Source organism: Nonomuraea sp. NPDC049607 (assembly GCF_040675375.1).
GTDB lineage: Bacteria > Actinomycetota > Actinomycetes > Streptosporangiales > Streptosporangiaceae > Nonomuraea.
This window is the reverse complement of record NZ_JBFAOV010000010.1, coordinates 13,991-38,267: the sequence shown is the minus strand read 5'-3', so window position 1 is coordinate 38,267 and position 24,277 is coordinate 13,991. Positions and strand designations below refer to the sequence as shown.

Sequence of the window (24,277 nt, the reverse complement as noted above, 5' to 3'; positions counted from 1 at the left end):
CGATGAAGGCGCGTAACGCGTTCCTGGTGCTGTTGACGGCCGGGGTGGTCGGCTCGGCCGCCTGGCTGGTGTTCTTCTCGCCGGTGCTGGGCGTGCGGTCGATCGAGATCGTGGGAAATCTCACAGTCACCAGCGAGCACATCAAGCAGCAGGCGGCCGTGCCCGACCTGCATCCGCTGGCCACGGTCGACCTGGCCGACGTCCAGACGCGGGTGCTCGGCATCCGGCAGCTCGCCACGGCGAAGGTCGACCGGGTGTGGCCCGGCACGCTCAAGATCGAGGTGGTCGAGCGCGAGCCCGTCGCCGCGATCCCCGCGGGCGGCCGGTTCGCGGTCGTCGACAAGCAGGGCGTGGTGATCGAGGTCAAGGACACGTTGCCGTTCATGCTGCCGTTGCTCAAGGTCGACCGGCCGGCGGCGGGCGATCCGGCCACCATGGCGGCGCTTCAGGTCGTCCAGGCGCTGCCGCCGGTGGTGGCGGGCAAGGTCCGGCAGGTGCGCGCCGCCTCGGCCGAGGGCGTGACGCTGGAGCTGTCCGACGGCCGGACCGTCCTGTGGGGCGGCGCCGACAGGCCGGAGGAGAAAGGCCGCATCCTGGTCTCGCTCCTGGGCCGCAAGGCCACCCTGTACGACGTCAGCTCTCCCGACGTCGTCACCTTGAAGTGATCACGAGTGTCAGGGTCTGGCAACTCCGTGGCAAGGGCATCGCGTGCCTGTGCGAGGTGGGGGTCGCGGCGTGAGAGCCTGTAGATCGGACCTTCGGAAGAGGAAGGCCCCGACCAGGCGCGACTTCGGAGCGAATCGGACAGCCCGCGACACGCCGGACGCGCTTGCGGCGCGGTTAGTTGACCCGCCTGGTAGGGGACTCCTACTGTCCGTATCAATCCTCAGGTTGACATAAATCTAAATCTCAACCTGAGGTTGAGAGTTACGAAAACTGAGAAAAAGCGGAGACGATCCGCACCGAAATGGCAAGTCAACGAGCGGAAAGGCCCCTCGTCGTGGCAGCACCGCAGAACTACCTCGCGGTCATCAAGGTCGTCGGCATCGGCGGCGGCGGAGTGAACGCCGTCAACCGGATGATCGAAGAGGGACTCAAGGGCGTCGAGTTCATCGCCATAAACACCGACGCCCAGGCGCTGCTGATGAGTGACGCCGATGTGAAACTCGACGTGGGCCGCGAGCTCACGCGCGGACTGGGCGCCGGAGCCAACCCCGACGTGGGGCGCAAGGCGGCCGAAGACCACCGTGAGGAGATCGAGGAGGTCCTCAAGGGGGCCGACATGGTCTTCGTCACGGCCGGCGAGGGCGGTGGCACGGGCACCGGCGGCGCGCCGGTCGTGGCCAACATCGCCCGGTCGCTCGGCGCGCTGACGATCGGCGTGGTGACCCGGCCCTTCAGCTTCGAGGGGCGGCGTCGCGCCTCGCAGGCCGAGGCCGGCATAGAGACACTGCGCGACGAGGTCGACACCCTCATCGTGATCCCCAACGACCGTCTGCTGTCGATCTCCGACCGGCAGGTGAGCGTGCTCGACGCGTTCAAGGCGGCCGACCAGGTGCTGCTGTCCGGTGTCCAGGGCATCACCGACCTGATCACCACGCCCGGCCTGATCAACCTCGACTTCGCCGACGTCAAGTCGGTCATGTCGGGCGCGGGCTCGGCGCTCATGGGCATCGGCCACGCGCGCGGCGACGACCGGTCGGTCGCCGCCGCCGAGATGGCGGTCTCCAGCCCGCTGCTGGAGGCGAGCATCGACGGCGCCCACGGCGTGCTGCTGTCGATCGCGGGCGGCTCCGACCTCGGCCTGTTCGAGATCAACGAGGCGGCCCAGCTCGTGTCGATGGCCGCCGCGCCCGACGCCAACATCATCTTCGGCACGGTCATCGACGACGCCCTCGGCGACGAGGTGCGGGTCACGGTGATCGCGGCGGGCTTCGACGACGTGCCGCCGCCGGTGGAGAAGCCGCTGCCCAGGCCCGCGGCCCGTCCGGCCGCGCAGCCCGCGGCGCCGGTGTCCTCCTCGGCCCTGCGGCCCGGCGTCCCGGCCTCGCCCAGTGTGAAGTCGGAGCCGCCCGCGCCGCGTCCTGAGCCGCGGCCCGAACCGCGTGCCGAGCTTCGGTCGGAGCCCCGCCAGGAGTTCCGCGCCGAGCCCAGGCCGGAGGCGCGTCCCGAGCCGCGCCAGGAGTTCAGGCCGGAGCCCCGGCAGGAGTTCCGGCCGGAGGCGCGGCCCGAGCCGCGCGAGTTCAGGCCGGAGCCGCGTCCTGAGCCCCGCCTTGAGGCGCGTCCGGAGCCCGTGCGCCCGGTGGAGCCGGTCCAGCCCGCCGAGCCCGTCGCCGCCGCACTCGGCGACGACGAGCCGCAGGCCCCCGTCTCGATCCCGAGGCCCACGCCCGAACCGGCCAATCCGCCCACGCCCATCACCTCCCGCATGTCGGAGCCTCCCAAACGTCCTCGGGTGATCTTCGAGGAGCAGGAGGAGGAGCTCGACGTCCCCGACTTCCTCAAGTAGCTCACCACCCACCGCCGCTCCCCGCAGGCATACGGGAGCGGCGCCGTCGTGTGTGCCGGGAACCGACCCGCGGCACGGAAAGGGGGCCATCGTGGCGTACGGCGTACAGGCCGAACTGCGGGACGATGGAGGCAGGGAGAGGGAGACAGGCGTGCGAAGGGACGAGATCGCGGCCGGCCTCGCCGAGGTCGAGACCCGCATCGGCGAGGCCTGCCACGCGGTGGGCCGCGACCGCGGCGAGGTCACCATGATCGCGGTCACCAAGACCAGACCGGCCGACGACGTGCGCATCCTGTGCGAGCTGGGTGTGCGCGACGTCGGCGAGAACCGTGACCAGGAGGCCGCGTCCAAGGCGCACGAGCTGGCCGGCCTGCCGCTCACCTGGCACTTCGTGGGCCAGCTCCAGACCAACAAGGTGCGGTCCGTCGTCGGGTACGCCGACGTGATCCACTCGCTCGACCGCCTCCGGCTGCTGGAGGCGATCAGCAAGGAGTCCGTGCGGCAGGGCCGCAACGTCGGCTGCCTGATCCAGGTGGCGCTCGACGACGACCCCAGCAGGGGCGGCGCCCGGCCCGCCGACGTGCTCGCGCTGGCCGACGAGGTGGCGCTGGCCGAGGGCGTGTGGCTGGGCGGCGTCATGGCGGTCGCCCCGCTGGGGGAGGAGCCCGCCCGGGCCTTCGCCGTCCTGCGCGATGTCGCCACCCGCGTCCAGGAGCAGCATCCGCGGGCCACGATGGTCTCCGCGGGCATGAGCCAGGACCTCGACGAAGCGGTCGCGTACGGTGCGACACACGTGCGGATCGGTACGGCGTTGCTCGGTCGTCGCAGGCCCTTCGTCAGGTAATGTCCCCTCAAGTGGGTCTTCAGGCCCATGATCAAGTAGAGGTCGATCCGCGGTGAGCTCCAAGGGGGTACGGCTGCCGCCTCGGCCCCGGCGACGGGTCCGAGCGAGTGCGACCATGAGCAGGAGGACGACTTAGCGATGGCCGGCGCGATGCGCAAGATGGCGGTCTACCTCGGTCTCGTGGAGGACGACCGCTACGAGAGGTACGAGACCTACACCGACGAGTACGCCTACGACGACGATGTCCAGCGGACCGGCGAGGAACGGCCCGTGGCGGTCCAGGACCGCGACGAGGAGGCCGAATCCGGGGTCCCCGCGCCCAGGCCCGCCACGACGATCCTGGAGCGCCGTACGACCGACCTGGCGCGCATCACGACCCTCCATCCCCGGACCTACAACGAGGCCCGAACCATCGGAGAGCACTTCCGCGACGGCACCCCGGTCATCATGAATCTGACCGAAATGGTTGACAGCGACGCGAAGCGGCTCGTGGATTTCGCGGCAGGTCTGGTCTTCGGGCTACATGGAAGCATTGAACGTGTTACCAACAAGGTGTTCCTGTTGTCCCCTGCCAATGTCGAGGTGACCGCCGAGGACAAGGCCCGAATCGCGGAACGCGGGTTCTTCAATCAGAGTTAGAGTCTCTGTATGTCCATCGCACCCAACCGGGTCCACGCGCGGCCGGGAGGGCACACCAGAAGTGGAGGCGCGGCCGGGCCGTGGAGATCGTGAGTGGGATCTTGGTCGTAGTCCTGTCTCTGTATTTGGTTCTGCTCATCGGCAGGATGATCTTTGAGACGGTACAGGCGTTCGCCCGGCAGTGGCGGCCTTCCGGGGTCGTGCTGGTGCTGGCGGAGGCGACATACACCGCGACCGACCCGCCTCTCAAGTTCCTCCGCCGTTTCATTCCCCCGCTCCGGTTGGGTACGGTGGCCTTTGACCTAAGCTTCACTGTCCTGTTCATCGTCGTCCTGATCTTGATCCAGATCGCTGGGTCACTGGGCGGCCGGTGAGGCGGGCTGGTGGGGTGCCGGTCGTGATCCAACTCGTGTCCGCGCTGAAGTGATTCGGGTTCACCGTCCCTCCGGACAGACTCCAAGCGCGCCAAGGAGACCAAAAAATGCCGCTGACGCCCGCTGATGTGCGGAACAAGCAGTTCAGTACCACCCGGCTGCGGCCGGGCTACGACGAGGAGGAGGTCGATGCCTTCCTCGACGAGGTGGAGGCTGAGCTCGACCGCCTGATCCAAGAGAACGAGGAGCTACGCGCCAAACTGGCCGAGTGCCTGCGTGGGAAGGTGCCGGGCGGCATGGGCATGCCCATGGCCTCCGCTCCCGTCCAGGAGCAGCCCAAGCCGGAGATGATGGCGCCGCCGCAGCCGGAGCCCATGCGGGCCCCCGAGCCGCAGCCGATGCGGGCCCCCGAGCCGCAGCCCGTGGCCATGAGCATGCCTCCCGCCGAGGACAACATGGACACCGCGGCCCGCGTGCTGGCCCTCGCCCAGCAGACCGCCGACCAGGCGATCTCCGACGCCCGCCGGGAGGCGGACGAGACGGTGACCCGCGCCCGCCGTGAGGCCGACGAGATCCTCACCAAGGCCCGCCGCCAGGCCGAGCAGGTCATCGGCGACGCCCGTGCCCGCGCCGAGACGCTTGAGCGCGACGCGCAGGAGCGCCACCGCCAGGCGATGGGCTCGCTGGTGCAGACCCGCGACGAGCTCGAGCGCAAGGTCGAGGAACTGCGCAGCTTCGAGCGCGAGTACCGCAGTCGCCTCAAGCTCTACCTGGAGAACCAGCTCGCCGAGCTCAACGTCTCCGCCGAGGGCAGCGGTGGGTTCCCGGTCATGTCCGGTCCGCAGGGGCAGGCTCCCGCCATGTCGCACGCGGTTCCCCAGGGTGGCCAGCAGCCTCTTCCCGGTGGTCCCAACCCGTTCGGCGGCGAGGCTCCGCAGGGCGCCTTCCCCGGCAGCGACGGCCCGCACAACGACCGCCGGTAAAGTAACGGGTCACTAGGACCTGTCACTCGAAAGAGCCCCCTGTGATCCTTATCAGTGCTGGTTTGGTGCTCGCGGCGGTCGTGCTGCTGATCGCGGGCTTCGTACTGGCTAAGCCGTTCCTGATCATGTGGTCCATCGTGGTCAGCGTGCTGTCCGCGCTGTTCCTGGTGATCGGGGCGCTGCTGCGGCGTCACGAGCTGTTTCCCGGTGGTGGGCGGGCCGCTGCGCCGGCCACCCCTCCGGCCCCGCTCCCGCCGCCTGGCCTGCCGTACAACCAGACCGGTCCTGCCGGGCCCCAGCCGCGGCCACAGCCCCACCCGCACCCGCAGACGCCTCAGCGGACCGCCGTTCCGGCCTCCGCGCCTCGCCGCCCCGCGGCGAGCGGCATCTCGCCGGACGCGATCGTGCTGGTGATCCCGGGCCGCAGGAGATACCACGTGCCAGGCTGCCGCCAGCTGGCCGGACGGGATCACGAGGAGCTCACTCACGAGGAGGCACGTGAGGAGGGCTTCACGCCCTGCACGACGTGCCTTCCAGACGCAGCGCTCGGCGGACGGCAGTTGCCGCCTGCCGCCGACCCCGAGCCCGTCGTCACGCCCGGCCCCGGCGCCACCCCCTCCAAAGTGGCGGACAACCGGGCCGAGGCCTCCGCGGAGACCCGGGACCTGCGCCCGCCGGTCGCACCGCCGAAGCCCGACGCGAAGGCTTCCACCCCCACCCCGGAGCCCGCCGCCTCCCGCGAGGAGGGCACCACCGGGTGGTTCGGGCGTCCGGCCGCCGCCGCGCAGGCGGGCGACCAGGCCAAACCCTCTTCTCCCTCCTCCGCTGTCGCGCCTGACGCCGATGACGAGCAGGGGGACATCCAGACTTCGTACTTCCGGCCGCCGTCGGAGCGCGAGCGGCCCACGCGGTCTTCCTCCTCCGAGGACGACGCCAAGGGGGCGTCGGCCGCCGCTCAGAGCGCTCCCGCCTCGTCGAAGAGCCCGTCCGCCCCGGCCAAGAGCCCTTCGACTCCGGCCAAGGAGGCGTCTGGGCCCGCCAAGGGATCTTCGGGTTCGGCTTCGGCCGAGGGCGAAGGCGCGGTCCCGGCGTCCAAGGGCGCCGCGCCGGCATCGAAGGGTGCGGCGCCGGCGTCCAAGGGCGCGGCTGCGGCGTCCGTCGAGCGGCCCGCGTCGGCGGGCAAGCCGGGAGCCGGTGCGGCTTCCTCGGGCGGGACGGGCGCCGATGCGGCGACTTCGGGCAAGTCGGTCGAGAGCGCGCCGGGCAAGCCGTCTACCGCGGCCCGGCCGTCGCCCACCGACCAGCCCGCACGACCCGCCGATTCACCCGCGCGGCCCGCCGGTTCATCCGCACGGCCCGCCGACGGGCCTGCACGGCCTGCCGATTCGCCCGTACGGCCCGCAAAGCCCGCCGAACCGGCCGCGCGGCCTGCCGATGAGGACGATTCCTCGGATCCCGACACGGCTCCGCAGCCTCGCGTGACGGCCTCCGGGCTACCCGTTCAGCCGGAACCCTCGGGTGGGGCTGCTGAGGCGTCCGAGCGGCCTTCTGGGGCTGCGCCGGCCTCTTCCGGTGGCCCTGCGGCCCCGAAGGCGGAGGGCGCCAAGGCGCCCACCGCCCCTGCGAAGGGCGGCTCGGCCGGCGCCGGCAAGAAGGGCGAGGCGCCGGAGGGCGGCTCCGGAGACGGGCCCGCGCGAGCGGGTGAGCGTTCCGCGACGGTCAAGGTCATCGTCGGCACGCGCCGCTACCACGGCACCGCCTGCCCGCTGATCAGAGGCGCGGGGGACACGGGCGTGGAGACCATGACGGTCGCCGAGGCCGAGGCCGCCGGTCTCACCAGTTGCTCGGTGTGCCGGAACGACCGCGAGACGACCGACTGAAGAACTCCGCCGCTCCCGGCCCCGGCCCCGGCCCTGCTCCCGGCCTCGGCCCTGCCTCCGGCCCGGAAGGCTCTCCAGGAGACCGGGGTAGGGGGTGACTGGCGAAGGGGCCGTCCGCGAGGTCAGGGGCCCAGAGGCCAGGGGAGCCGGAGGCTAGGAGCCCCGGAGGTCAGGGGCCCAGGGGACAGAGGCTCTGGTGAGGGGCCCCTGGTCAGGGCGCCCGGAGGCCAGGGGGAGTAGGTGGGGGATCCAGGGGTGGGGGGTGTGGTCGGTTCGGAGGGCTGTGGCCAGCCAGTGACGTTGGGCGTCGTTCAGTAGGGGCAGGACGGTGGCGAAGTCGATCTCGTCCTTCGGGCGGCGATCCTTGGACTTGTAGAGCAGTTGCACTTCCGGGACGACGTACCGGAAGCCGTCCCGCCCGATGGTCAGGTCTGTCAAGGGACGGTGGATGCGCGGGTCGCGCCGGTAGATCCACTCGTCTGCCGCGGACTCGTCGAGCATGAGCTGGAAACGCCAGGGGCCGCCGGGGTGTTCGCGGACCCAGATGTCGTGGGCGGAGCCGGGGAGCGGTTCGTCCACGGGCCAGGGGCTGAGGGTGCCGGGGGTGATCGCGGCGTGGACGTCCCAGCCGGTCAGGAGGCGCCGGGCGGCGAGCTGGTCGCGGCGCAGGAGGGCGATGTCGACGTCCGCGTGCTCGCGGTACGCGCGTCCGGCGGTCAGTTGCAGCGCGTGGCCGCCGGCCACCCACCAGGGCGCGGCCAGTCCGCGCATCAGCGCGACGACCTCGTCCAGGGGCAGGGCCTCCCAAGGGCCCCACGGGGTCTCGATCCTCGTCATACGACCGATTGTCGCCGTTTCAGAGGGAGGCCCGGAGGGCCCCCGCGTCGGAGCGGGGGCCCAGGGCGGCGCGGTGTCAGGCGCGGCGGAGGTGGAAGGTCAGGCCCAGGTCCTCGTCGTGGTGGGCCGGGAGGTCTTCCCGGGGCCCCTCGGTGAGGGACGTGGCCAGCACCTCGTCGGCGACCGTCCCGCCGTCGGCGCGCAGGGCGGCGGCCAGGTCGGGGGAGGAGGCGGTCCACCACAGGTCGATGCGGTCGGTGATCGACAGGCCGGACGACTTGCGGGCCTCCTGGACCAGGCGGATCACCTCGCGCAGCAGGCCCGCGCGGCGCAGCTCGTCGGACAGCTCCAGGTCGAGGGCGACGGTCTCGCCGGTGCCGGTGCCGATGGCGCCGCTCTCCACGGCCCAGCCCGCGCGCGGCTGCTCGGTGACGATCACCTCGTCGGGGCCGAGCATGATCTCGCCGAGCTCGTCCGCCTCGATCATGACGGGGGTGCCGCCACGCAGCGTACGGGCCACGCGGGTGGCGTCGGCGGCGGTCACCGCGGCGGCCACCAGCTTGGTACGCGACCCGAACCGCTTGCCGAGCGCCCGGAAGTTCGGCTTCACCGTGTACGACACGAGATCGGAGTCGAACCCGGACATGTCCTCAAGAGCCTGGACGTTGAGCTCGTCCGCCACCAGCCCGCGCAGCTCGGCGGGCAGCGACGGCCACCCGTGCGCGCCCACCAGCGCCCGGCGCAGCGGCTGCCGCGTCTTCACGCCGGAGGAGGCACGGGCCGAGCGGCCCAGCTCGACCAGGCGGCGGACCAGCGCCATCTGGTCCGACAGCGCCGGGTTGAGCAGGTCCTCGCGCACCTGCGGCCAGGAGGCCAGGTGGACGGAGGAGGGCGCGCCGGGCGCGCGCAGCACGTCCCAGAGGTAGTCGGTGACGAACGGCGTGATCGGCGCCATCAGCCGGGTGACCGTCTCCAGGCACTCGTACAGGGTGGCGAACGCGTCGCGCGAGCCCTGCCAGAAGCGGCGGCGGGAGCGGCGGACGTACCAGTTGGACAGGTCGTCGAGGAAGTCGGCCAGGCGGCGGCCGGCGCGCTGGGTGTCGTACTCGTCCAGGGACGCGGTGACCTCGGCGACCGTCCGGTGCAGCTCGGCCAGCACCCAGCGGTCCAGCAGCGGACGCTCGGCGGCCGGGGGAGCGGGCTCGGCCGGTGTCCAGGACTCGGCGTTGGCGTACAGGGTGAAGAAGGAGGAGGTGTTCCACAGGGTCAGCAGGACCTTGCGGACGATCTCCTCCAGGGTGTTGTGCCCCACCCGGCGGGCCGACCACGGTGATCCGGAGCAGGCCATGAACCAGCGCAGGGCGTCGGCGCCGTGCTGGTCCATCAGCGGGATCGGCTCCAGGATGTTGCCCAGGTGCTTGCTCATCTTGCGGCCGTCCTCGGCCAGGATGAGGCCGAGGCAGAGCACGTTCTCGTAGGAGGACTGGCCGAAGACCAGCGTGCCGACCGCCATCAGCGAGTAGAACCAGCCGCGGGTCTGGTCGGTGGCCTCGCAGATGAACTGCGCGGGGTAGACGCCCTCGGGCTTGCCGCGCGCGCCCCACTGCGCGAACGGCATCGAGCCCGAGTCGTACCAGGCGTCGATGACGTCGGGCACGCGGGTGGCCGGCGCGCCGCAGGAGGGGCAGTCGAAGGTCACGTCGTCGACGTACGGGCGGTGCGGGTCGAGCGCGGAGACGTCCTGGCCGGCCAGGGTGCCCAGCTCTTCGAGCGAGCCGACGCATGTGACGTGGCTCTCGTCCTCCGAGCACACCCACAGCGGCAGCGGCGTGCCCCAGTAGCGCGAGCGCGACAGCGACCAGTCGACATTGTTGCGCAGCCACTCGCCGAACCGGCCCCACTTGATGGTCTCGGGGAACCAGTTGGTGCCGGCGTTCTCCGACAACATCTGGTCCTTGACCGCGGTGGTGCGGATGTACCAGGACGGCAGCGCGTAGTACAGCAGCGCGGTGTGGCAGCGCCAGCAGTGGGGGTAGGAGTGCTCGAAGTGGCTGCCGCGGAACAGCAGGCCGCGCCGGCGCAGGTCCTCGGTGAGCTCCTCGTCGGCGTCCTTGAAGAAGCGGCCGCCGACCATGGGCACGTCGTCGAGGAAGCGGCCGTCGGGGCCGATCGGGTTGACGATGGGCATGTCGTACCGCTTGATGACGGCCATGTCGTCGGCGCCGAAGGCGGGGGCCTGGTGGACCAGGCCGGTGCCGTCCTCGACGGTGACGTAGTCGCCGAGCACGACGTAGTGGGCGCCGGGGATGTCGACCAGGTCGAAGGGGCGGCTGTAGCGGGTGCGCTCCAGCTCGCGGCCGGTGCAGCGGGCCACCTCGGTGACGTCCTCGCCGAGGACGGACAGCAGCGGCTCGGCCACCACCAGCACCTCGCCGTCGGCGGTCCTGGCCGCGACGTAGGTGACGTCGGGGTGCACGGCGACGGCCGTGTTGGACACCAGCGTCCAGGGCGTGGTCGTCCAGATGAGCAGCGCGGCGCCCAGCTCGGCCAGCGGCCCGGACGTGACGGGCATGCGCACGTAGACCGACGGGCTGGAGACGTTCTCGTAGCCGCCGGGCTGGCCCAGCTCGTGGTCGGACAGGCCGGTGCCGCAGCGCGGGCAGTACGGCGTGATGCGGAAGTCGCGGAACAGCAGCCCCTTGTCGAAGACGACCTTCAGCGACCACCAGACCGACTCGATGTAGGACGGGTCCATCGTCCGGTACGCCTGGGACAGGTCGATCCAGTAGCCCATGCGCTCGGTCATCTGCTCGAACGCGTCGACGTGCCGCAGCACCGACTCGCGGCACTTGGCGTTGAACTCGGCGATGCCGTATTCCTCGATGTCCTTCTTGCCGGTCAGGCCCAGCTCACGCTCGATGCCGACCTCGACGGGCAGGCCGTGGCAGTCCCAGCCGGCCTTGCGCGGGACGCTGAAGCCGCGCATCGACTTGTAGCGCGGGAACAGGTCCTTGAACACCCGGGCCTCGACGTGGTGCACGCCGGGCAGGCCGTTGGCGGTGGGCGGGCCCTCGTAGAAGACCCAGGAGGGGTTGCCGGCGTTCTGCTCGACGGACCGCTCGAAGATCTTCCCGTCCCGCCAGCGGTCGAGGACCTCGCGCTCGAGCGCGGGCAGGTCGACCTGCGCGGGAAGAGAGCGGAAAGATGGGGAAGACATGTCGGGCAGGACCTCCACGCGTCAGCGGCCGGTTGTGGCTTGCGTGAAGGGACGAAGCCTCGCGGCTCCGCGGTACCACCCTTCTTGGCCTCGGGAGAGGCCCTCTTCATTCGCCTGCTGCCGGGTCTAGTGAGCTCTGCCGAGCCGTTCTTCCGGCGGCTCCGGGGTGATATCCCTCACAGCGGGCCCCATCAACGCCTTGCAGTCTCCAAACCATAACGCAGAGCGGGGCCGAAGACTTCCAGAGCCCCCGGACGCCCGCCGCGCCGGCACACCGCGTTGGTACACGGGGAGGAAATTTGTGGGAATGGACGTGCCTGGGCAGGAGTTGAACGGGCGAGGCGGGATAGTACGGGTGAGGTAAACCATCCGGCGGGTCGTTTGCCGTTCCGTTATGAGGATCCTAAGCTGCCCGCACCATTCACGGCCTTGATCAGCATGGAGGCAGCCATGGCGGCAGTCACGCAGACCGCTACACCGTCGATGTGGTCGGAAGAGGAGCTGGCCGAGGTACGCGGCAGGCTGCGGACCGAGATCGACGAGCTGGAGGCCGACATCCTCCGCCACGAGTCGGAGATAGCCTCGGGTGACGTCACCCAGGGCGCGGGCGACGACCAGGCGGACGCCGGCGCCAAGACGTACGAGCGCGAACGCGAGATCGCCCTTACCCTGAATGCGCGCGATCTGGTCGCGCAGAACGAACGTGCGATCGCCAGGATCGACGCAGGGACCTATGGAGTGTGCGAATCGTGCCACAAGCCGATCGGCAAGGAACGTCTTCAGGCGTTCCCGAGGGCGACGCTGTGCGTGGCCTGCAAGCAGAAGGAGGAACGCCGGTAGGCAGACCGCGCGGACGTCTCCTCGCGATCCTCACCGCGCTGGCGGTCGTCGTCTACGCGGCCGACCTGATCAGCAAGACGATCGTGTTGCGCACGCTCGAAGGCAAGGCGCCCCTCGTCGTCCTCCAGGACGTCCTGCAGTTCCGGGTGATCTTCAACTCGGGCGCCGCGTTCAGCATCGGCACGGGGATGACGTTCGTGTTCACGTTCATCGCGGCGGGCGTGGTGGTGGCGATCGTGCGCACCGCGCGCAAGCTCCGCAGCCTGCCGTGGGCGATCACCCTCGGGCTGCTCCTCGGCGGGGCGCTCGGCAACCTGACCGACAGGCTGCTGCGCTACCCGTCGGGGTTCGGCCGGTCGTCGCAGCTGCAGGGGCACGTCGTCGACTTCATCGAGGTGCTGCCCGGTCACTTCCCGGTGATCGACTACTTCCCGGTGTTCAACGTCGCCGACTCGGCGATCGTCTGCGGCGGCATCCTGGCGGTGCTGCTGGCCTGGCGCAACGTGCAGATCGACGGCACCAGGGAGACCACGACCGGGAAGGAGGCCCAGGATGACTGAGCGGCGCAGCCTGCCCGTTCCCGACGGGCTGGAGGGCGAGCGGGTCGACGCGGCCATCTCGCGGCTGTTCGGCTTCTCCCGCACCCGCGCGGCCGAGCTGATCGCCGCCGGCGAGGTGCAGGTCGACGGCGGGCAGCCGGCCAAGTCCGACCGCGTGCACGCCGGCGCCTGGCTGGAGGTGACGCTGCCGCCGCCGGTCACCACGCCGATGCCGGTGGCCGAGCCGGTGCCGGGCATGACGATCGTCTACGAGGACGACGACATCATCGTGGTCAACAAGCCGATCGGGGTGGCCGCCCACCCGACCGTCGGCTGGACCGGCCCGACCGTGATCGGCGGCCTGCTCGGCGCCGGGCACACGATCGCCACCAGCGGTGCGGCCGAGCGGCAGGGCATCGTCCACCGGCTCGACGCCAACACCACGGGCGCGATGGTCGTGGCCAAGAGCGAGCACGCGTACTCGGCGCTGAAGCGGGCCTTCAAGGAGCGCACGGTCGACAAGCGCTACCACGCGCTGGTCCAGGGCCACCCCGACCCGTTCAGGGGCACCGTCGACGCGCCCATCGACCGTCATCCCTCGGGCGAGGGCAAGTTCGCCGTCGTCGCGGGCGGCAAGCCGTCGGTCACCCACTACGACACGATCGAGGCGTTCCGGGCGGCCTCGCTGCTCGACATCAAGCTGGAGACCGGCCGTACGCACCAGATCCGCGTGCACATGTCGGCCCTGCGCCACCCCTGCGTCGGCGACATGCTCTACGGCGCCGACCCCACGCTCGCGGCCCGGCTGGGCGTCACCCGGCAGTGGCTGCACGCGGTCGCGCTCGGCTTCGAGCACCCGGCCACCGGCGACTGGATGTCCTTCAGCACCGACTACCCCGAGGACCTGCAGAAGGCGCTCGACGCCGTCGCCGCCGACTCCTGAGCGGACGCGCGCTACTCCTCGCCGTCCTGTGACGGGTCGATCTGGCCCGGGGACCTGGAGGGGGCGTCGTCCTGCTTCTGCCGCTGCTCGTCCTTCTCGGTCGCGGACCTGGTGGGCGTCGGCTTCTTCGCGGGGGCGCTGGTCCGGTCGCCGCGGGGCGAGGGGTCGGCCGATCGTGCGGGATGCGAGGTGGCGGGGGGCGGCTGCGAGCCGGTGACCGTGTCCTTCGGCGTGTCCTTCGGCGTGGTCTTCGGCGTGTCCTTGGGCGCGTCGCTGACGGGTGGGGTGACGAGCGCCGGGATCGTCGGGGCGCGGCCCTGCACCGGCCGGTCCGACTGCTTCGTCCACCAGGCCGCGCCGCCGGTGACCAGGCCCACCAGCAGCGCGCCCGCCGCGACGGCCAGGATCGGCGTCCTGCGGGGGCGGCGCACGGCCATCGGGGGCACCGGTACCGGGCCGGTCTGCTCCAGCGGCCCGCCGGTCAGGATCAGCCTCAGCCGTTGCTCGGCCTCCTCCAGCGACATGCGTTGCGAGGGGTTCTTGCGCAGCAGCCCGAGGAGCACGGGGGCCAGCACGCCCGCGCGGGCCAGCGGTTCGGGCTCGGCGTGCATGACCGCGCCGAGCGTGGCCAGCGCGTTGTCCCGGTGGAAGGGGGAATGGCCCTCGACCGCCATGTACAGCGTCACGCCCAGCGACCACAGGTCCGAGGCGGGCCTGGCCTGGCCGCCGGCCGCCCGTTCGGGGGCCATGAAGGCGGGGGTGCCGATGAGGATGCCGGTCCTGGTGACGGGGGCCTCGTCCTCGGTGGTGGCGATGCCGAAGTCGGTGAGCACCGCCCGTCCGTCCTCGGTCAGCAGCACGTTGTCGGGCTTGACGTCACGGTGCAGCACGCCCGCCGCGTGCGCGGCGCGCAGCGCCTCCAGCAGTTGCATCCCGATGGCGGCGACCTTGCCCGGCGGCAGCGGGCCGTCGGTACGGATGATCTCGCCCAGGGTGCGGGAGTGCACGAGTTGCATGACGATCCACGGGTGCCCGCCTTCCTCCAGCACGTCGTAGACGGCCGCCACCCCCGGGTGCGCCACCCGGCCGGCCGCCCGCGCCTCGCGGAACGTGCGTACGGCGAACACCTCGCGTTCGGGGCCGCTCAGGTCGGGAGGCGGGAGCACCTCCTTGACGGCCACGTCACGGCCGAGCACCTCGTCGTGGGCCTGCCACACGGTTCCCATACCGCCCTGGCCGATCGTCCTGAGCAGCCGGTAGCGGCCCCCGACCATCCCCGCAGAATCGGACATGCACGCCGACTACCCGAGAAACATCCGGGCAAGCGCGGTGACGACGGCCGCCGCCGCCAGGATGACGAGGAACGGCGCCCGCAGCAGCAGGGCGACCACGGCCGCCGCCAGCCCGGCCGTACGCGCCGGGTCGAAGGCGGGCCTGCCGTCCTCGGTGAACATCTGCACCGCGATCAGGGCCGCCAGCAGCGCCACCGGCACGAGTTCGGCGAACCTGCGCACCGCCGGATGGTCCAGCACCCGGCGCGGCGCGGCCAGCCCGGCCAGCTTGAGCGCGTAGCAGCCGAGGCCGACCGCGACGACCGCCCACCACACCGTCATCGCACCATCACCACCAGCACCGCCACCGCCGACAGCAGCACCGGCACGCCGGGCGGGAAGAACGGGCTGGCCGCCAGCGCGACCGCGGCCCCGGCCACGGCCAGCACCCGCAGCCGCCCGCTGGCGGCCAGCCGCGGCCACAGGATGGCCAGGAACGTGGCCGGGCCCACGGCGTCGAGCCCGAGGACGCGCGGGTCGCCCAGGAAGGACGTGCCGACCGCGCCGGCGAGGGTGGTGAGGTTCCAGGCGACGTACAGGCTGGCGAAGGTGGTGAGGAATCCGGTGCGCGCCGACGGCTCGTCCGGCTGGGCGAGCGTGACGGCCGTGGTCTCGTCGATCACGCCGTGGGCGGCCAGCAGGCGGCGCGGGCCGCGGACGTTCAGCAGGTCGGCCAGGCGCAGGCCGTAGAGGGTGTTGCGGCCGCCGAGCAGCAGCGCGCCCGCGGACGCCGCCACCAGGTCACCGCCAGCGCCGATGGCCCCGGCCAGCGCGAACTGCGAGGCCCCGGTGAAGGCCAGCAGGCTCAGCACGCACGCCTGGGGCACGCTGAGCCCGGCGGTGACCGCCGCCGCGCCGAACGCGAGGCCGGACAGCCCCACGGCCAGCCCCACACCCAGGCCGTCCCGCACCGCGGCGGACCGGCGAGTTGTCTGTTCCATGAGGAAAGTTTATGAACTGGGCAAATGTTCGGTCTTGTACGTTCCTGCGGCCCGTTGGTAGGCGGCGGGCGGCACGCCCACGACGCGTTTGAAATGCCGGTTCAGGTGGGCCTGGTCGGTGAAGCCGACGTCCGCGGCCACCTGCGCCGGGCGTACCCCCGCCAGGAGCAGCCGGCGCGCCTGCCGGATGCGCAGCGAGGTGAGGTAGGCGTGCGGCGGCAGGCCCGTCACGGCCTTGAACGCGCGCAGCAGCGGGAACGGCCGCACCCCCACCGCCTCCGCCAGCGCCTCCAGCGTAGGCGGGTCGAGCAGGCTCTCGTGCAGCAGCGCCATGGCCTCGCGCACCGCCTGCCGGCCCGCGCCCGGCGGTGCCGCGTCCGGCCGGGGCGCGGCGTGCCTGGTCAGCAGCCGGGCGAACAGCGTGCGCGACAGGGTGGAGGCGGCCAGCGCGTCGCCGCGCTCGGCCGCCTGGTGCGCCCGTTCGAGCAGCGCCGCCATCTCCGGGTCGCGCACCACCTGCTCGGGGAAGTACGGGGTGGCGAGCGGCGCGTCGAGCTCGGCCGCGATCCCGGCCACCGCCTCCACCGACGGATAGAGCATCCGGTACGCCCACCCGCCGGGCGTGCCCGCCTGACCGGTGTGCACCGAGTCCGGGTTGACCAGCACCAGCTCGCCCGCGCCCGCCCGATGCAGCGTGCCGCGGTAGTCGAACTCCTCCACGCCCGCCACGATCAGCCCGATGGCGTACCCGTCGTGGACGTGCCGGGAGAAACGATGGGTGACGTAGCGGGCCTTGAGCAGGTCGGTCCCGGGGACCGCCGGATGCCGCCAGAACCGGGCCCGTTCGCGCGCGCCGTCGTGCTCCGGCGTCATTCCGGGCGGAAGGTCTTGACGAAGGTGTCGAACCAGCGCCGGTCGGTGGACCAGCGGGAGTCGAGGGTCTCCCAGTACAGGGCGTACGGGCGGCCGGCGGCGGTGTGGAAGCCGCGGTTGATCACGTGGATGAGCTCGCCCTCGCGCATGCGGGTGAACTCCCAGTCGGCGGCGCGCAGGCCGAGGTAGTCGGTGGGGGTGATGCCGATCCGGGTGTAGCGGTCGAACTCGCCCTTGGCCTTGATCTCCTTCTCCAGGCCGATCCAGTGCTGCTCCGGGTCCTTCCAGGGGATGTCGGGGACGGTCCACTCGACGATCAGCACGCCCGGGGTGCCGGGGCCGGAGATGCGGATGCTGTCCCTGGTCGGGTTCTTGGCGGCCTGCCAGGTCCTGGGGACGGCCATGGAGAAGTGGCCGGTGGCGCTGGTGAGGGGGCGCCAGCCGGCGGGGACGTGCGGGGCTGTGGTGGTGGGCTCGTCCGTCGGCTTCTCGGTGGGGTCACCGGAGGGGGTGGGCGTCGGTTCCTTCGACGGCGGCGTCGAGGGGGTGGGGGTGGGGACGTCGGTGGCGGGCGGCTGGGCGCCGATCGTCGGGGTGGGCGTGGAGGGGCCCGACAACTGCTGGTAGAGCAGCACGCCGCCGCCGCCCAGGAGCGCCAGGACGGCCACCGCGGCCGGCACCGCGATCCACGCCGACCGGCCGCGCCGCCGCGGGGCTCCGGGGACCGTCCGGTGCGGCGGGCGCCCGTCATCGGTGACGGGCCTTGAGCCCTGCGGCGCGGGGTAGGGGCCGCCCGGCATGGGCTGGGGGCCGCTCGGAGCGGCGTGGGGGTTGTTCGGGGTGGTGTGGGGGTTGTGCGGGGCGGGGGCCGGGGCCGCGAAGGGGGCCGACCACATCGGGGTCTGGTCGGCCATCAGGGGTTGCCCGGTCGCCACCTGGTGGAGCAGGCGCGCGGCCTCCCCCGCGGGCATCCTGGCCGCCGGGTCACGCTGCAGCAGCCCCATGATGACCGGCCGCAACGCCGCCGAATGCACGGGCGGCTCGGGCTCGTCGCGCAGCACCGCCGCCACCGTCGCGGCCCACGAGTCGCGCTTGAACGGCGGCCGCCCCTCCACCGCCGCGTACAGGGTGGCGCCCAGCGCCCACAGGTCGGACTCGGGACGGGCGGGCTCGCCGTTGAGCCGCTCCGGCGGCATGTACGCCGGGGTGCCCACCAGCCCGCCGGTCGCCGTCAGCCCGGACTCGGCCTCCAGGGCGGCGATGCCGAAGTCGGTGAGCACGACCCTGCCGTCGTCGGCCAGCAGCACGTTCTCGGGTTTGACGTCACGGTGGAGCACCCCGGTGGCGTGGGCGGCCCGCAGCGCGTCGAGCACCCGGCCGCCGACCATCGCCACCAGCGCCTCCGGGAGCGGGCCGCGCTCGCCGATCACCTCGGCCAGGGAACGGGACCGGACGAGCTGCATGACGATCCACGGCCGGCCGTCCTCCTCGACGACGTCGTGGATGACGATCACCGACGGGTGGTCGAGGCGGCCCGCCGCCCTGGCCTCCCTGATGGTCCTGCGGTTGAGGTCGGCCCGCTGGGCGTCACCGACGCCCGTGTAGCGGACCTCCTTGATCGCCACCGTACGGTCGAGCAGCTCGTCGTAGGCACGCCAGACCACCCCCATGCCGCCCTCGCCGAGGGGCTCGATGAGGCGATACCGGTTGCTGACCTGCCTTTCCACGCAGGGAAGCCTACTTCGCGGGTTTGAAGGTCGCGGCGAAGCCCTCGAAGAAGTGGTAGTCCCTCTTCCAGTGGCTGTTGAGGGTGTGCCAGTAGATGGCGTACGCCTTCCCGTTGTCGGTGATGAAGCCCCGGTCGCGCACCCGCGTCTTGCCCGTGTTGGTGTTCCAGGTGAAGTCCCAGTCGGCGGCGGCCTTCATGTAGTCGACCTTCTTGATGCCGATCTTCTTGTAGCCGCCGAAGTTGTTCTTGAGCGACGGCTCCTGCTTCTTCCAGTCCTTGTACGGGTCCTTGCCGGGCTTGGCCGCCTCCTCGATCATCAGGTAGGCGTTCGAGGCCGCGCCGGGGCCCTTGAACTTGACCTGACGGCCGCCGCGGTCCCAGACGTCCCAGCCCTTGGGCAGCCCGATGGAGAAGCCGAGCTGCTTGTCCTTGTACATCTTCCAGCCGCTGGGCAGCGGGTCGGACTCCTCCGTCTTGTCCGGCGTGGACGAGGGCGAGGAGGACGGCGTGACGGTGGCGGTGGCCGTGGGCTTCGACTCGGTGCCCGAGGCGGCCGCGGAGGGCGAGGTGTGCACCTTGGCGGACTGCCTGGCCTGCGGCGGCCTGGACGCCTGGTCGTCAGGGGCCGAGCTCAGCCCGAGGTAGCCGCCGATCCCGGCGACCAGCACGACGGCCCCGGCCGCCAGCGCGATCGGCCCGTACCTGCGGCCCTCCTGGCGGGCGGCCATCGTGGGCTCGCCCGTGGGCGCGGCGTCCCTGGTCGAGACCGTGGGCCGCCGGCCGGTCTCGGGGGGCGGCGGCGTGCCGGTGGCCCTGCTCCTGGGCGTGGGCACGGGGGCGGGCAGGTCGGGGTCGGTCGGGGTGTCGTCCTCGTCCTCGTCCTCGACGGGGGCGGGCGCGGGAGGGGGGACGCGCAGCTTCCGGCTGGGGAAGCGCCTGGTCTCCGGCGCGCTCGACGCGGTGGCGGCCTCGCGCAACATCCGCGCGGCCTCCTCGTACGACAGGCGCTGCACCGGCTCCTTGACCAGCAGCCCGCTGATCACCGCGGCCAGCGGGCCCGCGTGCGTCGCGGGGTCGGGCTCGTCGGTCAGGACGGCGTGCATCGTGGCCAGCGCCATGCCGCGCTCGTGCGGCGAGCGGCCCTCGACGGCCGTGTAGAGCGTCGCGCCCAGCGACCACAGGTCGGACTCGCGGCGCGCCGGCAGCCCCTTGAGCCGCTCGGGCGCGATGAACGCGGGCGTGCCCGCCAGGCCCGTCACGGTGAGCTGCGTCTCGGTCTCCAGCGTGGCGATGCCGAAGTCGGTGAGCACGACCCTGCCGTCGTCGGCCAGCAGCACGTTCTCGGGCTTGACGTCGCGGTGGAGCACGCCGGACTCGTGCGCCCGGTGCAGCGCGTCGAGCACGGCGATGCCGATCCCGGCCACCCGCTCGGGCGACAGCGGCCCCTCCTGCTTGATCACCGCCCCCAGGGAGCGCGACTGGACCAGCTGCATGACGATCCAGGGCCGGCCGTCCTCCTCGATCACGTCGTGGACGACGATCACATTGGGGTGCTCGAACCTGGCCGCGGCCCGCGCCTCGCGCATCGTGCGCCGGTTGAGCAACTGCACCTCGTCGCCCAAGGCGGCGGCGTAGCGGACCTCCTTGACCGCGACAGTGCGGTCGAGGAGCTCGTCGTGGGCTCGCCAGACGATGCCCATGCCGCCCTTGCCGATGGGCTCCAGCAGCTCGTACCGGCCGGCGATGCGGCGTCCGTCCTGCTTGCGATCCGACATCAACGGCCTCAAACCCTCCCTCTCGGCCAAGAAATACTCCCATAGCGAGGGATCATCGGCGACTCGCCAGAAGGTCAGTCCGGCATATGAGAAGGAACGTCCAGCAGGTGGAGGCGGGTGTAAGGTTTCAGACATGACTTGTCGCTACACCTTTACCGAGCCGGCTCCGGGAGGGCCGGTCGTCAGCTAGCGACCACCTGGAGTCGGCACAAGGCAGAGACGCCCCGTCTCTGCCTTTTTGGTTTTCCTGCCGGCTTCGCTGGGCCGGCCCGAGTGGGGAGTCGAGATGACATCGACCTTGGAGCGGCACATGGTGACGATAGGCGGGCTGCGCGTGGGTGACGGCCCGGCCGTGGTGATCGGCGGGCGGGTGAGCCTGCGCCCGCATCGGGGGCAGCTCGACGCGCGTGAGGCGCTGCGGGAGGGGGCCACGCTGGTGGAGCCGTACTCGGCGGCGGACCTGCCGGCGATCGCGGCGCTGGCCGACGCCGTCGTGGTGGGGTCCGCGTGGACGCGGGACATCCCGCTGGTGCGGGCCGCCGCCGGGCTCGGGCTGCCGGTGGTGGTCGAGCGGCGGCCGTCGGCGTCGGTGGAGGAATGGGTGGGGCTGGCCGGCTACTGCGCCGCCGAGGGCAACGAGCAGGTGGTCCTGTGCGAGGGAGGCCGGCTGGACCTCGGGGTGCTGCGGGCGGCGCGGGCCGCGTCGGGGCGTCCGGTGCTGGCCGACGTCTCGCACGACCCGGGGCTGGCGGCGGCGGCCGTGGCGGCGGGCGCCGACGGTCTCGTGGTGGCCGGGCCCGGCGGCTCCGGCGCGTCCGTCCAGGACGGCGGTCCGGGGGGCGCGGAGGCGGACGTGAGGGCCGCGGAGGAGGCCGTGACGCTGGTCGGTGCGCTGCTGCGGCCCGAGTCGCCCGCCACGCTGGCCGAGTGCCGGGAGGCGATCGACCGGGTCGACGCGGCGCTGGCCACCCTCCTGGAGCGCCGTGCCTCCCTGGCGGGCGTCGTGCAGCGGCTCAAGCCCGTCGGCGGGTTCGCCGGGCGGGATCTGGCGCGGGAGCGGGCGCTGGTGGCCAGGATGGCGGCGCGGGCGCCGCAGCTGGGTGAGGAGCGGCTGGCGGCCGTCATGAACGCGGTCATCGAGGCGGGCCTCCACCTGGCCGAGGAGCGCGCCCGCCGCTGAGCCCCGGCGGGCCGGCCGCCCGGGGCTCAGCCGTCGGTGAGCCGGAAGTTGTGCAGCGGGCGGCCGGGGCCGGTGGTGATCTGCCGGTTGATCAGCTCGGCGAAGCGGCGGTAGCCGTCGCCGGTGGGGTGGTAGCTGCGGGCGTTGACGGTCAGCGGGTCCATGTCCACGGCCAGGCTGTTGAGGTACGGCTGCGGCGTGCCGGCCTCGTGGCCCGTGAACGCCTCGTAGGCGTCGACGTACTCCACGCTGCCGGCGGCGCCGAGGCCGGCCAGGCCCCGGTCGTACTCGGCGGTGACGGCGCCGACGGTGTCGTTGAGCCTGCGGGCGACGGTGTTGAGCCAGCGCTGGTCGGCCACGCTCAGGTTGTCGACCGTGCGGACCGGCGCGGCGGGGAACGGCCTGGGGTAGCCCAGGACGATCACCCGGGCCCCCGGCGCGCGTGCGCGCAGCTCGCCGAGCACCCTGGACAGGCTGGGCCGCAGCTCGGCGATGCGCCGGGCGACCGCGGCGTCCTGGTCGACGCAGGCCGATGACCAGGGCAGCTTGACGATGCAGCCCGTCAGGACGTCGGTGAACCCGGCGTCGTTGCCGCCGATGCTGAGCGTCACCAGGCTGGCCGACGGGCCGACACGGGTGATCTGCGGCGGCTGGCCGTGCTGGCCGGACAGGAGCTGGCGGGTGGTGGCGCCGCTGCAGGCGTAGAAGGCGCTGCCGCCGCTGAAGGGATGGGCCCCGGCCACCAGCGGCACGTAGGAGCCCCGGGAGCGGTGGCAGCGGTCGGCGCCGTCGTTGACCGGTGTCGCGTCCTGCGCGTAGACGCCTTCACCGGAGGAGTAGGAGTCGCCGAGCGCGACGTAGGTGCCGCTCAGCGCCGCCTGGACGGGCGTCAGCCGGGTCAGCCGCGGCAGCCTGCCGCGCGGCTCCTGGAGCGGCTCCTCCGGGCAGCCGGGGGAGAACACCGCGCAGGCGAGCTTCGGATAGACGCCCAGCGGCACTCCGGCCAGCGCGAGCACGGCCCCCACCGCCGCGGCCACCGCCGCGACCCGCCAGACCTGCCGTCGCCACCGCTCCGCGCTGCCCCCGACCGGGGCCGAGGGCACGGCGGCGGGCACGGCGGCGGGCACGCTGGTGGGCACGCTGGTGGGCACGGCGGACACGGGGGAGGGGGCGGGCCCGGCGGTGTCCGGCGGCCCGATGGCGGGGACGCCGGGGACGGCGGGGACGGCCGTCGCCGTCTCGTCGAGTGCGGGATCCAGTGTGTCGTCCAGCTTGTCCAGTGTGGCCTCCCCCGAGCGGCGACTCCTGCCCGGATGAGCCTAACCCGCCTCCTGCGCGGCCTCCCGCAGCCGCCGGCGGCGGCTCACGGCCATCCAGCCGAGCGCGATGCCCGCGACCAGGGCCGGGATCAGGAAGAAGGCCACCTGCTGATCGCGGTCGGCGAACGGCATCAGCAGGATCACCAGCACCAGGAAGCCCAGCGTCAGCCAGTTGGTGTACGGCGAGCCCGGCATCGGGAACGACGACCGGTGCCCCGTCGCGCGCAGCCGGATCTGGCAGTAGACCAGCACCCCCCAGGTGGTGATCACCCCCAGCGAGGCGACCGCCGTGGCGATGTTGAAGGCGCGCTCGGGCAGGTAGTAGAACAGCGCCACGCCCCCGAGGAACATGGCGGCGGTGAACACGATCCCGCCGATCGGCACGTGGCGGGAGCTGAGCTGGGCGGCGAAGGCGGGGGCCTCCCGTTTGGTGGCCATCGAGCGCAGGATGCGGCCGGTGGCGTACAGGCCCGAGTTGCAGGACGAGAGCGCGGCCGTGATCACCACGAGGTTCATCGCGTCGGCCGCCCAGGGCACCCCCAGCCCGGCGAAGAACGTGACGAACGGCGAGGTGCCGGCGCGGTAGGCCGTCCAGGGCAGGACCATGGCCAGCAGCAGCACCGAGCCGACGTAGAAGATCGCGATGCGCCAGATCACGCCGTTGATCGCCCGCGGCATGACCTCGTGCGGCCGGGCGGTCTCGCCGGCGGTGATGCCGACCAGCTCGATCGAGGCGTAGGCGAACACCACCGACTGCAGGCTCATCAGCACCAGGGGGAAGCCGGTGGGGAGGAAGCCGCCGTGCGCGACCAGGTTGCGCGGCCCGGCGGCGCCGACGGCGAACACCACCAGCACCAGCGCGACCACCAGGAAGATCACGATGGCCAGCACCTTCAGCATCGCGAACCAGAACTCCAGCTCGCCGAACAGCCTGACCGACAGCAGGTTGACCACCAGCACGAACCCCAGCGCGAGCAGCGCCGTCAGCCATTGGGGGAAGCCGCCGGCCCAGTAATGGATGTACGTGGCGATGGCGGTCAGCTCGGCGATGCCGGTGAAGGCCCAGTTGACCCAGTACATCCAGCCGCTGGCGAAGGCGGCCCACGGGCCGATGAACTCGCCCGCGTACTCGACGAAGGAGCCCGAGGCCGGGCGGTAGAGCACCAGCTCGCCGAGCGCCCGCATGACGAAGAAGGCGGCCAGCCCGGCGGTGGCGTAGGAGAGCACGAGCGCGGGCCCGGCGGCGGCCAGACGGCCGCCCGCGCCGAGGAAGAGGCCGACGCCGATCGCGCCGCCGATCGCGATCATCTGGATCTGGCGGTTGCCCAGCGCGTGGCTGTACCCCTCGTCGGACTGCGTGCGCACCCGGTGTCTCCTTCATTACTTTGCGTGAGGGAGACGATATCGAGGCCGGTGGCCGCGACGCTTCCGGCGCGCCGGTTCCGCGGGGCGCGCGAGGCGGCTCCGGGATGTCGGTCCGGGCCACTAGAGTCGGAGCGCACCATCGCATCCAGACCCGGGGAG

At 72.3% G+C, this 24,277-nt stretch carries 21 protein-coding genes; 11 read left to right on the top strand and 10 right to left on the bottom strand.

Annotated features, from left to right (window positions below):
* Positions 1-2 precede the first annotated feature (2 nt).
* The 7 genes from AB0J97_RS21065 to AB0J97_RS21035 all read left to right on the top strand — a co-directional run bounded on the left by AB0J97_RS21065 (position 3) and on the right by AB0J97_RS21035 (position 7,229).
* Positions 3-665: an FtsQ-type POTRA domain-containing protein gene (locus tag AB0J97_RS21065; RefSeq protein ID WP_357705388.1), complete on the top strand. Its 663-nt coding sequence runs from the start codon at positions 3-5 to the stop codon at positions 663-665.
* Positions 666-1,000: 335 nt separating this feature from the next.
* Positions 1,001-2,509 carry a cell division protein FtsZ gene (gene ftsZ / locus AB0J97_RS21060; RefSeq protein WP_357705389.1) on the top strand — a complete coding sequence of 503 codons (1,509 nt, stop codon included), beginning with the start codon at positions 1,001-1,003 and terminating at the stop codon, positions 2,507-2,509.
* A gap of 151 nt (positions 2,510-2,660) precedes the next feature.
* The gene (locus AB0J97_RS21055) at positions 2,661-3,353 is read left to right on the top strand and encodes a YggS family pyridoxal phosphate-dependent enzyme (protein WP_364091130.1); all 693 of its coding nucleotides are present in this window, start codon (positions 2,661-2,663) and stop codon (positions 3,351-3,353) included.
* A gap of 138 nt (positions 3,354-3,491) precedes the next feature.
* Entirely contained in the window at positions 3,492-3,992 is a 501-nt protein-coding gene (sepF, locus tag AB0J97_RS21050; protein ID WP_357705391.1) for a cell division protein SepF, read from the top strand.
* A gap of 80 nt (positions 3,993-4,072) precedes the next feature.
* A complete protein-coding gene (locus tag AB0J97_RS21045) occupies positions 4,073-4,366 on the top strand; it encodes a YggT family protein (protein ID WP_125630468.1) in 294 nt (97 codons plus the stop codon).
* 107 nt (positions 4,367-4,473) lie between these two features.
* Positions 4,474-5,349 (top strand): DivIVA domain-containing protein, encoded by an 876-nt coding sequence (locus tag AB0J97_RS21040; protein ID WP_357705392.1) that lies wholly within the window; start codon positions 4,474-4,476, stop codon positions 5,347-5,349.
* 41 nt (positions 5,350-5,390) lie between these two features.
* Positions 5,391-7,229 (top strand): hypothetical protein, encoded by a 1,839-nt coding sequence (locus tag AB0J97_RS21035; RefSeq protein ID WP_364091125.1) that lies wholly within the window; start codon positions 5,391-5,393, stop codon positions 7,227-7,229.
* A gap of 153 nt (positions 7,230-7,382) precedes the next feature.
* Here the strand turns inward: AB0J97_RS21035 and AB0J97_RS21030 are convergent, their stop codons facing one another.
* Together AB0J97_RS21030 and ileS are read right to left on the bottom strand one after the other, a co-directional pair.
* A complete protein-coding gene (locus AB0J97_RS21030; RefSeq protein WP_364091122.1) occupies positions 7,383-8,066 on the bottom strand; it encodes an amino acid transporter in 684 nt (227 codons plus the stop codon).
* 76 nt (positions 8,067-8,142) lie between these two features.
* Entirely contained in the window at positions 8,143-11,283 is a 3,141-nt protein-coding gene (ileS, locus tag AB0J97_RS21025) for an isoleucine--tRNA ligase (RefSeq protein WP_364091119.1), read from the bottom strand.
* 438 nt (positions 11,284-11,721) lie between these two features.
* Between ileS and AB0J97_RS21020 the strand changes: the two genes are divergently transcribed.
* From AB0J97_RS21020 to AB0J97_RS21010, 3 genes are read left to right on the top strand one after another with little or no spacing between them, the layout of a single operon-like run.
* Positions 11,722-12,123 (top strand): TraR/DksA C4-type zinc finger protein, encoded by a 402-nt coding sequence (locus AB0J97_RS21020; RefSeq protein ID WP_352324926.1) that lies wholly within the window; start codon positions 11,722-11,724, stop codon positions 12,121-12,123.
* Positions 12,124-12,149: 26 nt separating this feature from the next.
* A complete protein-coding gene (gene lspA, locus AB0J97_RS21015) occupies positions 12,150-12,683 on the top strand; it encodes a signal peptidase II (RefSeq protein WP_357705422.1) in 534 nt (177 codons plus the stop codon).
* Complete coding sequence (locus tag AB0J97_RS21010; RefSeq protein ID WP_357705397.1) at positions 12,676-13,605, top strand: RluA family pseudouridine synthase; 930 nt, start codon at positions 12,676-12,678, stop codon at positions 13,603-13,605. The genes lspA and AB0J97_RS21010 overlap by 8 nt, the downstream gene beginning before the upstream one ends.
* A gap of 11 nt (positions 13,606-13,616) precedes the next feature.
* Here AB0J97_RS21010 and AB0J97_RS21005 read toward each other — a convergent pair whose 3' ends face one another.
* The 6 genes from AB0J97_RS21005 to AB0J97_RS20980 are packed head-to-tail and all read right to left on the bottom strand — an operon-like array spanning position 13,617 to position 20,254.
* A complete protein-coding gene (locus tag AB0J97_RS21005; RefSeq protein WP_364091115.1) occupies positions 13,617-14,897 on the bottom strand; it encodes a protein kinase in 1,281 nt (426 codons plus the stop codon).
* A 9-nt stretch (positions 14,898-14,906) separates the two neighbouring features.
* Positions 14,907-15,218: an AzlD domain-containing protein gene (locus AB0J97_RS21000; RefSeq protein ID WP_357705399.1), complete on the bottom strand. Its 312-nt coding sequence runs from the start codon at positions 15,216-15,218 to the stop codon at positions 14,907-14,909.
* Positions 15,215-15,877 carry an AzlC family ABC transporter permease gene (locus AB0J97_RS20995; protein ID WP_357705400.1) on the bottom strand — a complete coding sequence of 221 codons (663 nt, stop codon included), beginning with the start codon at positions 15,875-15,877 and terminating at the stop codon, positions 15,215-15,217. Before AB0J97_RS20995 ends, AB0J97_RS21000 begins: the two co-directional genes overlap by 4 nt.
* A 9-nt stretch (positions 15,878-15,886) precedes the next feature.
* Positions 15,887-16,750 carry an AraC family transcriptional regulator gene (locus AB0J97_RS20990; RefSeq protein WP_364091109.1) on the bottom strand — a complete coding sequence of 288 codons (864 nt, stop codon included), beginning with the start codon at positions 16,748-16,750 and terminating at the stop codon, positions 15,887-15,889.
* Positions 16,747-18,477, bottom strand: a complete 1,731-nt coding sequence (locus AB0J97_RS20985) for a protein kinase (protein ID WP_364091106.1) — start codon at positions 18,475-18,477, stop codon at positions 16,747-16,749. The genes AB0J97_RS20990 and AB0J97_RS20985 overlap by 4 nt, the downstream gene beginning before the upstream one ends.
* 10 nt (positions 18,478-18,487) lie before the next feature.
* A complete protein-coding gene (locus AB0J97_RS20980; protein WP_364091103.1) occupies positions 18,488-20,254 on the bottom strand; it encodes a serine/threonine-protein kinase in 1,767 nt (588 codons plus the stop codon).
* A 286-nt stretch (positions 20,255-20,540) separates the two neighbouring features.
* On the opposite strand from AB0J97_RS20980, the gene AB0J97_RS20975 reads away from it, so the two are divergent.
* Positions 20,541-21,434, top strand: coding sequence for a chorismate mutase (locus AB0J97_RS20975; RefSeq protein WP_357705404.1), 894 nt, complete (start codon positions 20,541-20,543; stop codon positions 21,432-21,434).
* 26 nt (positions 21,435-21,460) lie between these two features.
* Here AB0J97_RS20975 and AB0J97_RS20970 read toward each other — a convergent pair whose 3' ends face one another.
* Both AB0J97_RS20970 and AB0J97_RS20965 read right to left on the bottom strand, forming a co-directional pair.
* The gene (locus AB0J97_RS20970; RefSeq protein ID WP_364091100.1) at positions 21,461-22,585 is read right to left on the bottom strand and encodes an SGNH/GDSL hydrolase family protein; all 1,125 of its coding nucleotides are present in this window, start codon (positions 22,583-22,585) and stop codon (positions 21,461-21,463) included.
* Between the two features lie 168 nt (positions 22,586-22,753).
* Positions 22,754-24,118 (bottom strand): amino acid permease, encoded by a 1,365-nt coding sequence (locus AB0J97_RS20965; protein WP_364091097.1) that lies wholly within the window; start codon positions 24,116-24,118, stop codon positions 22,754-22,756.
* Positions 24,119-24,277: the final 159 nt, after the last annotated feature.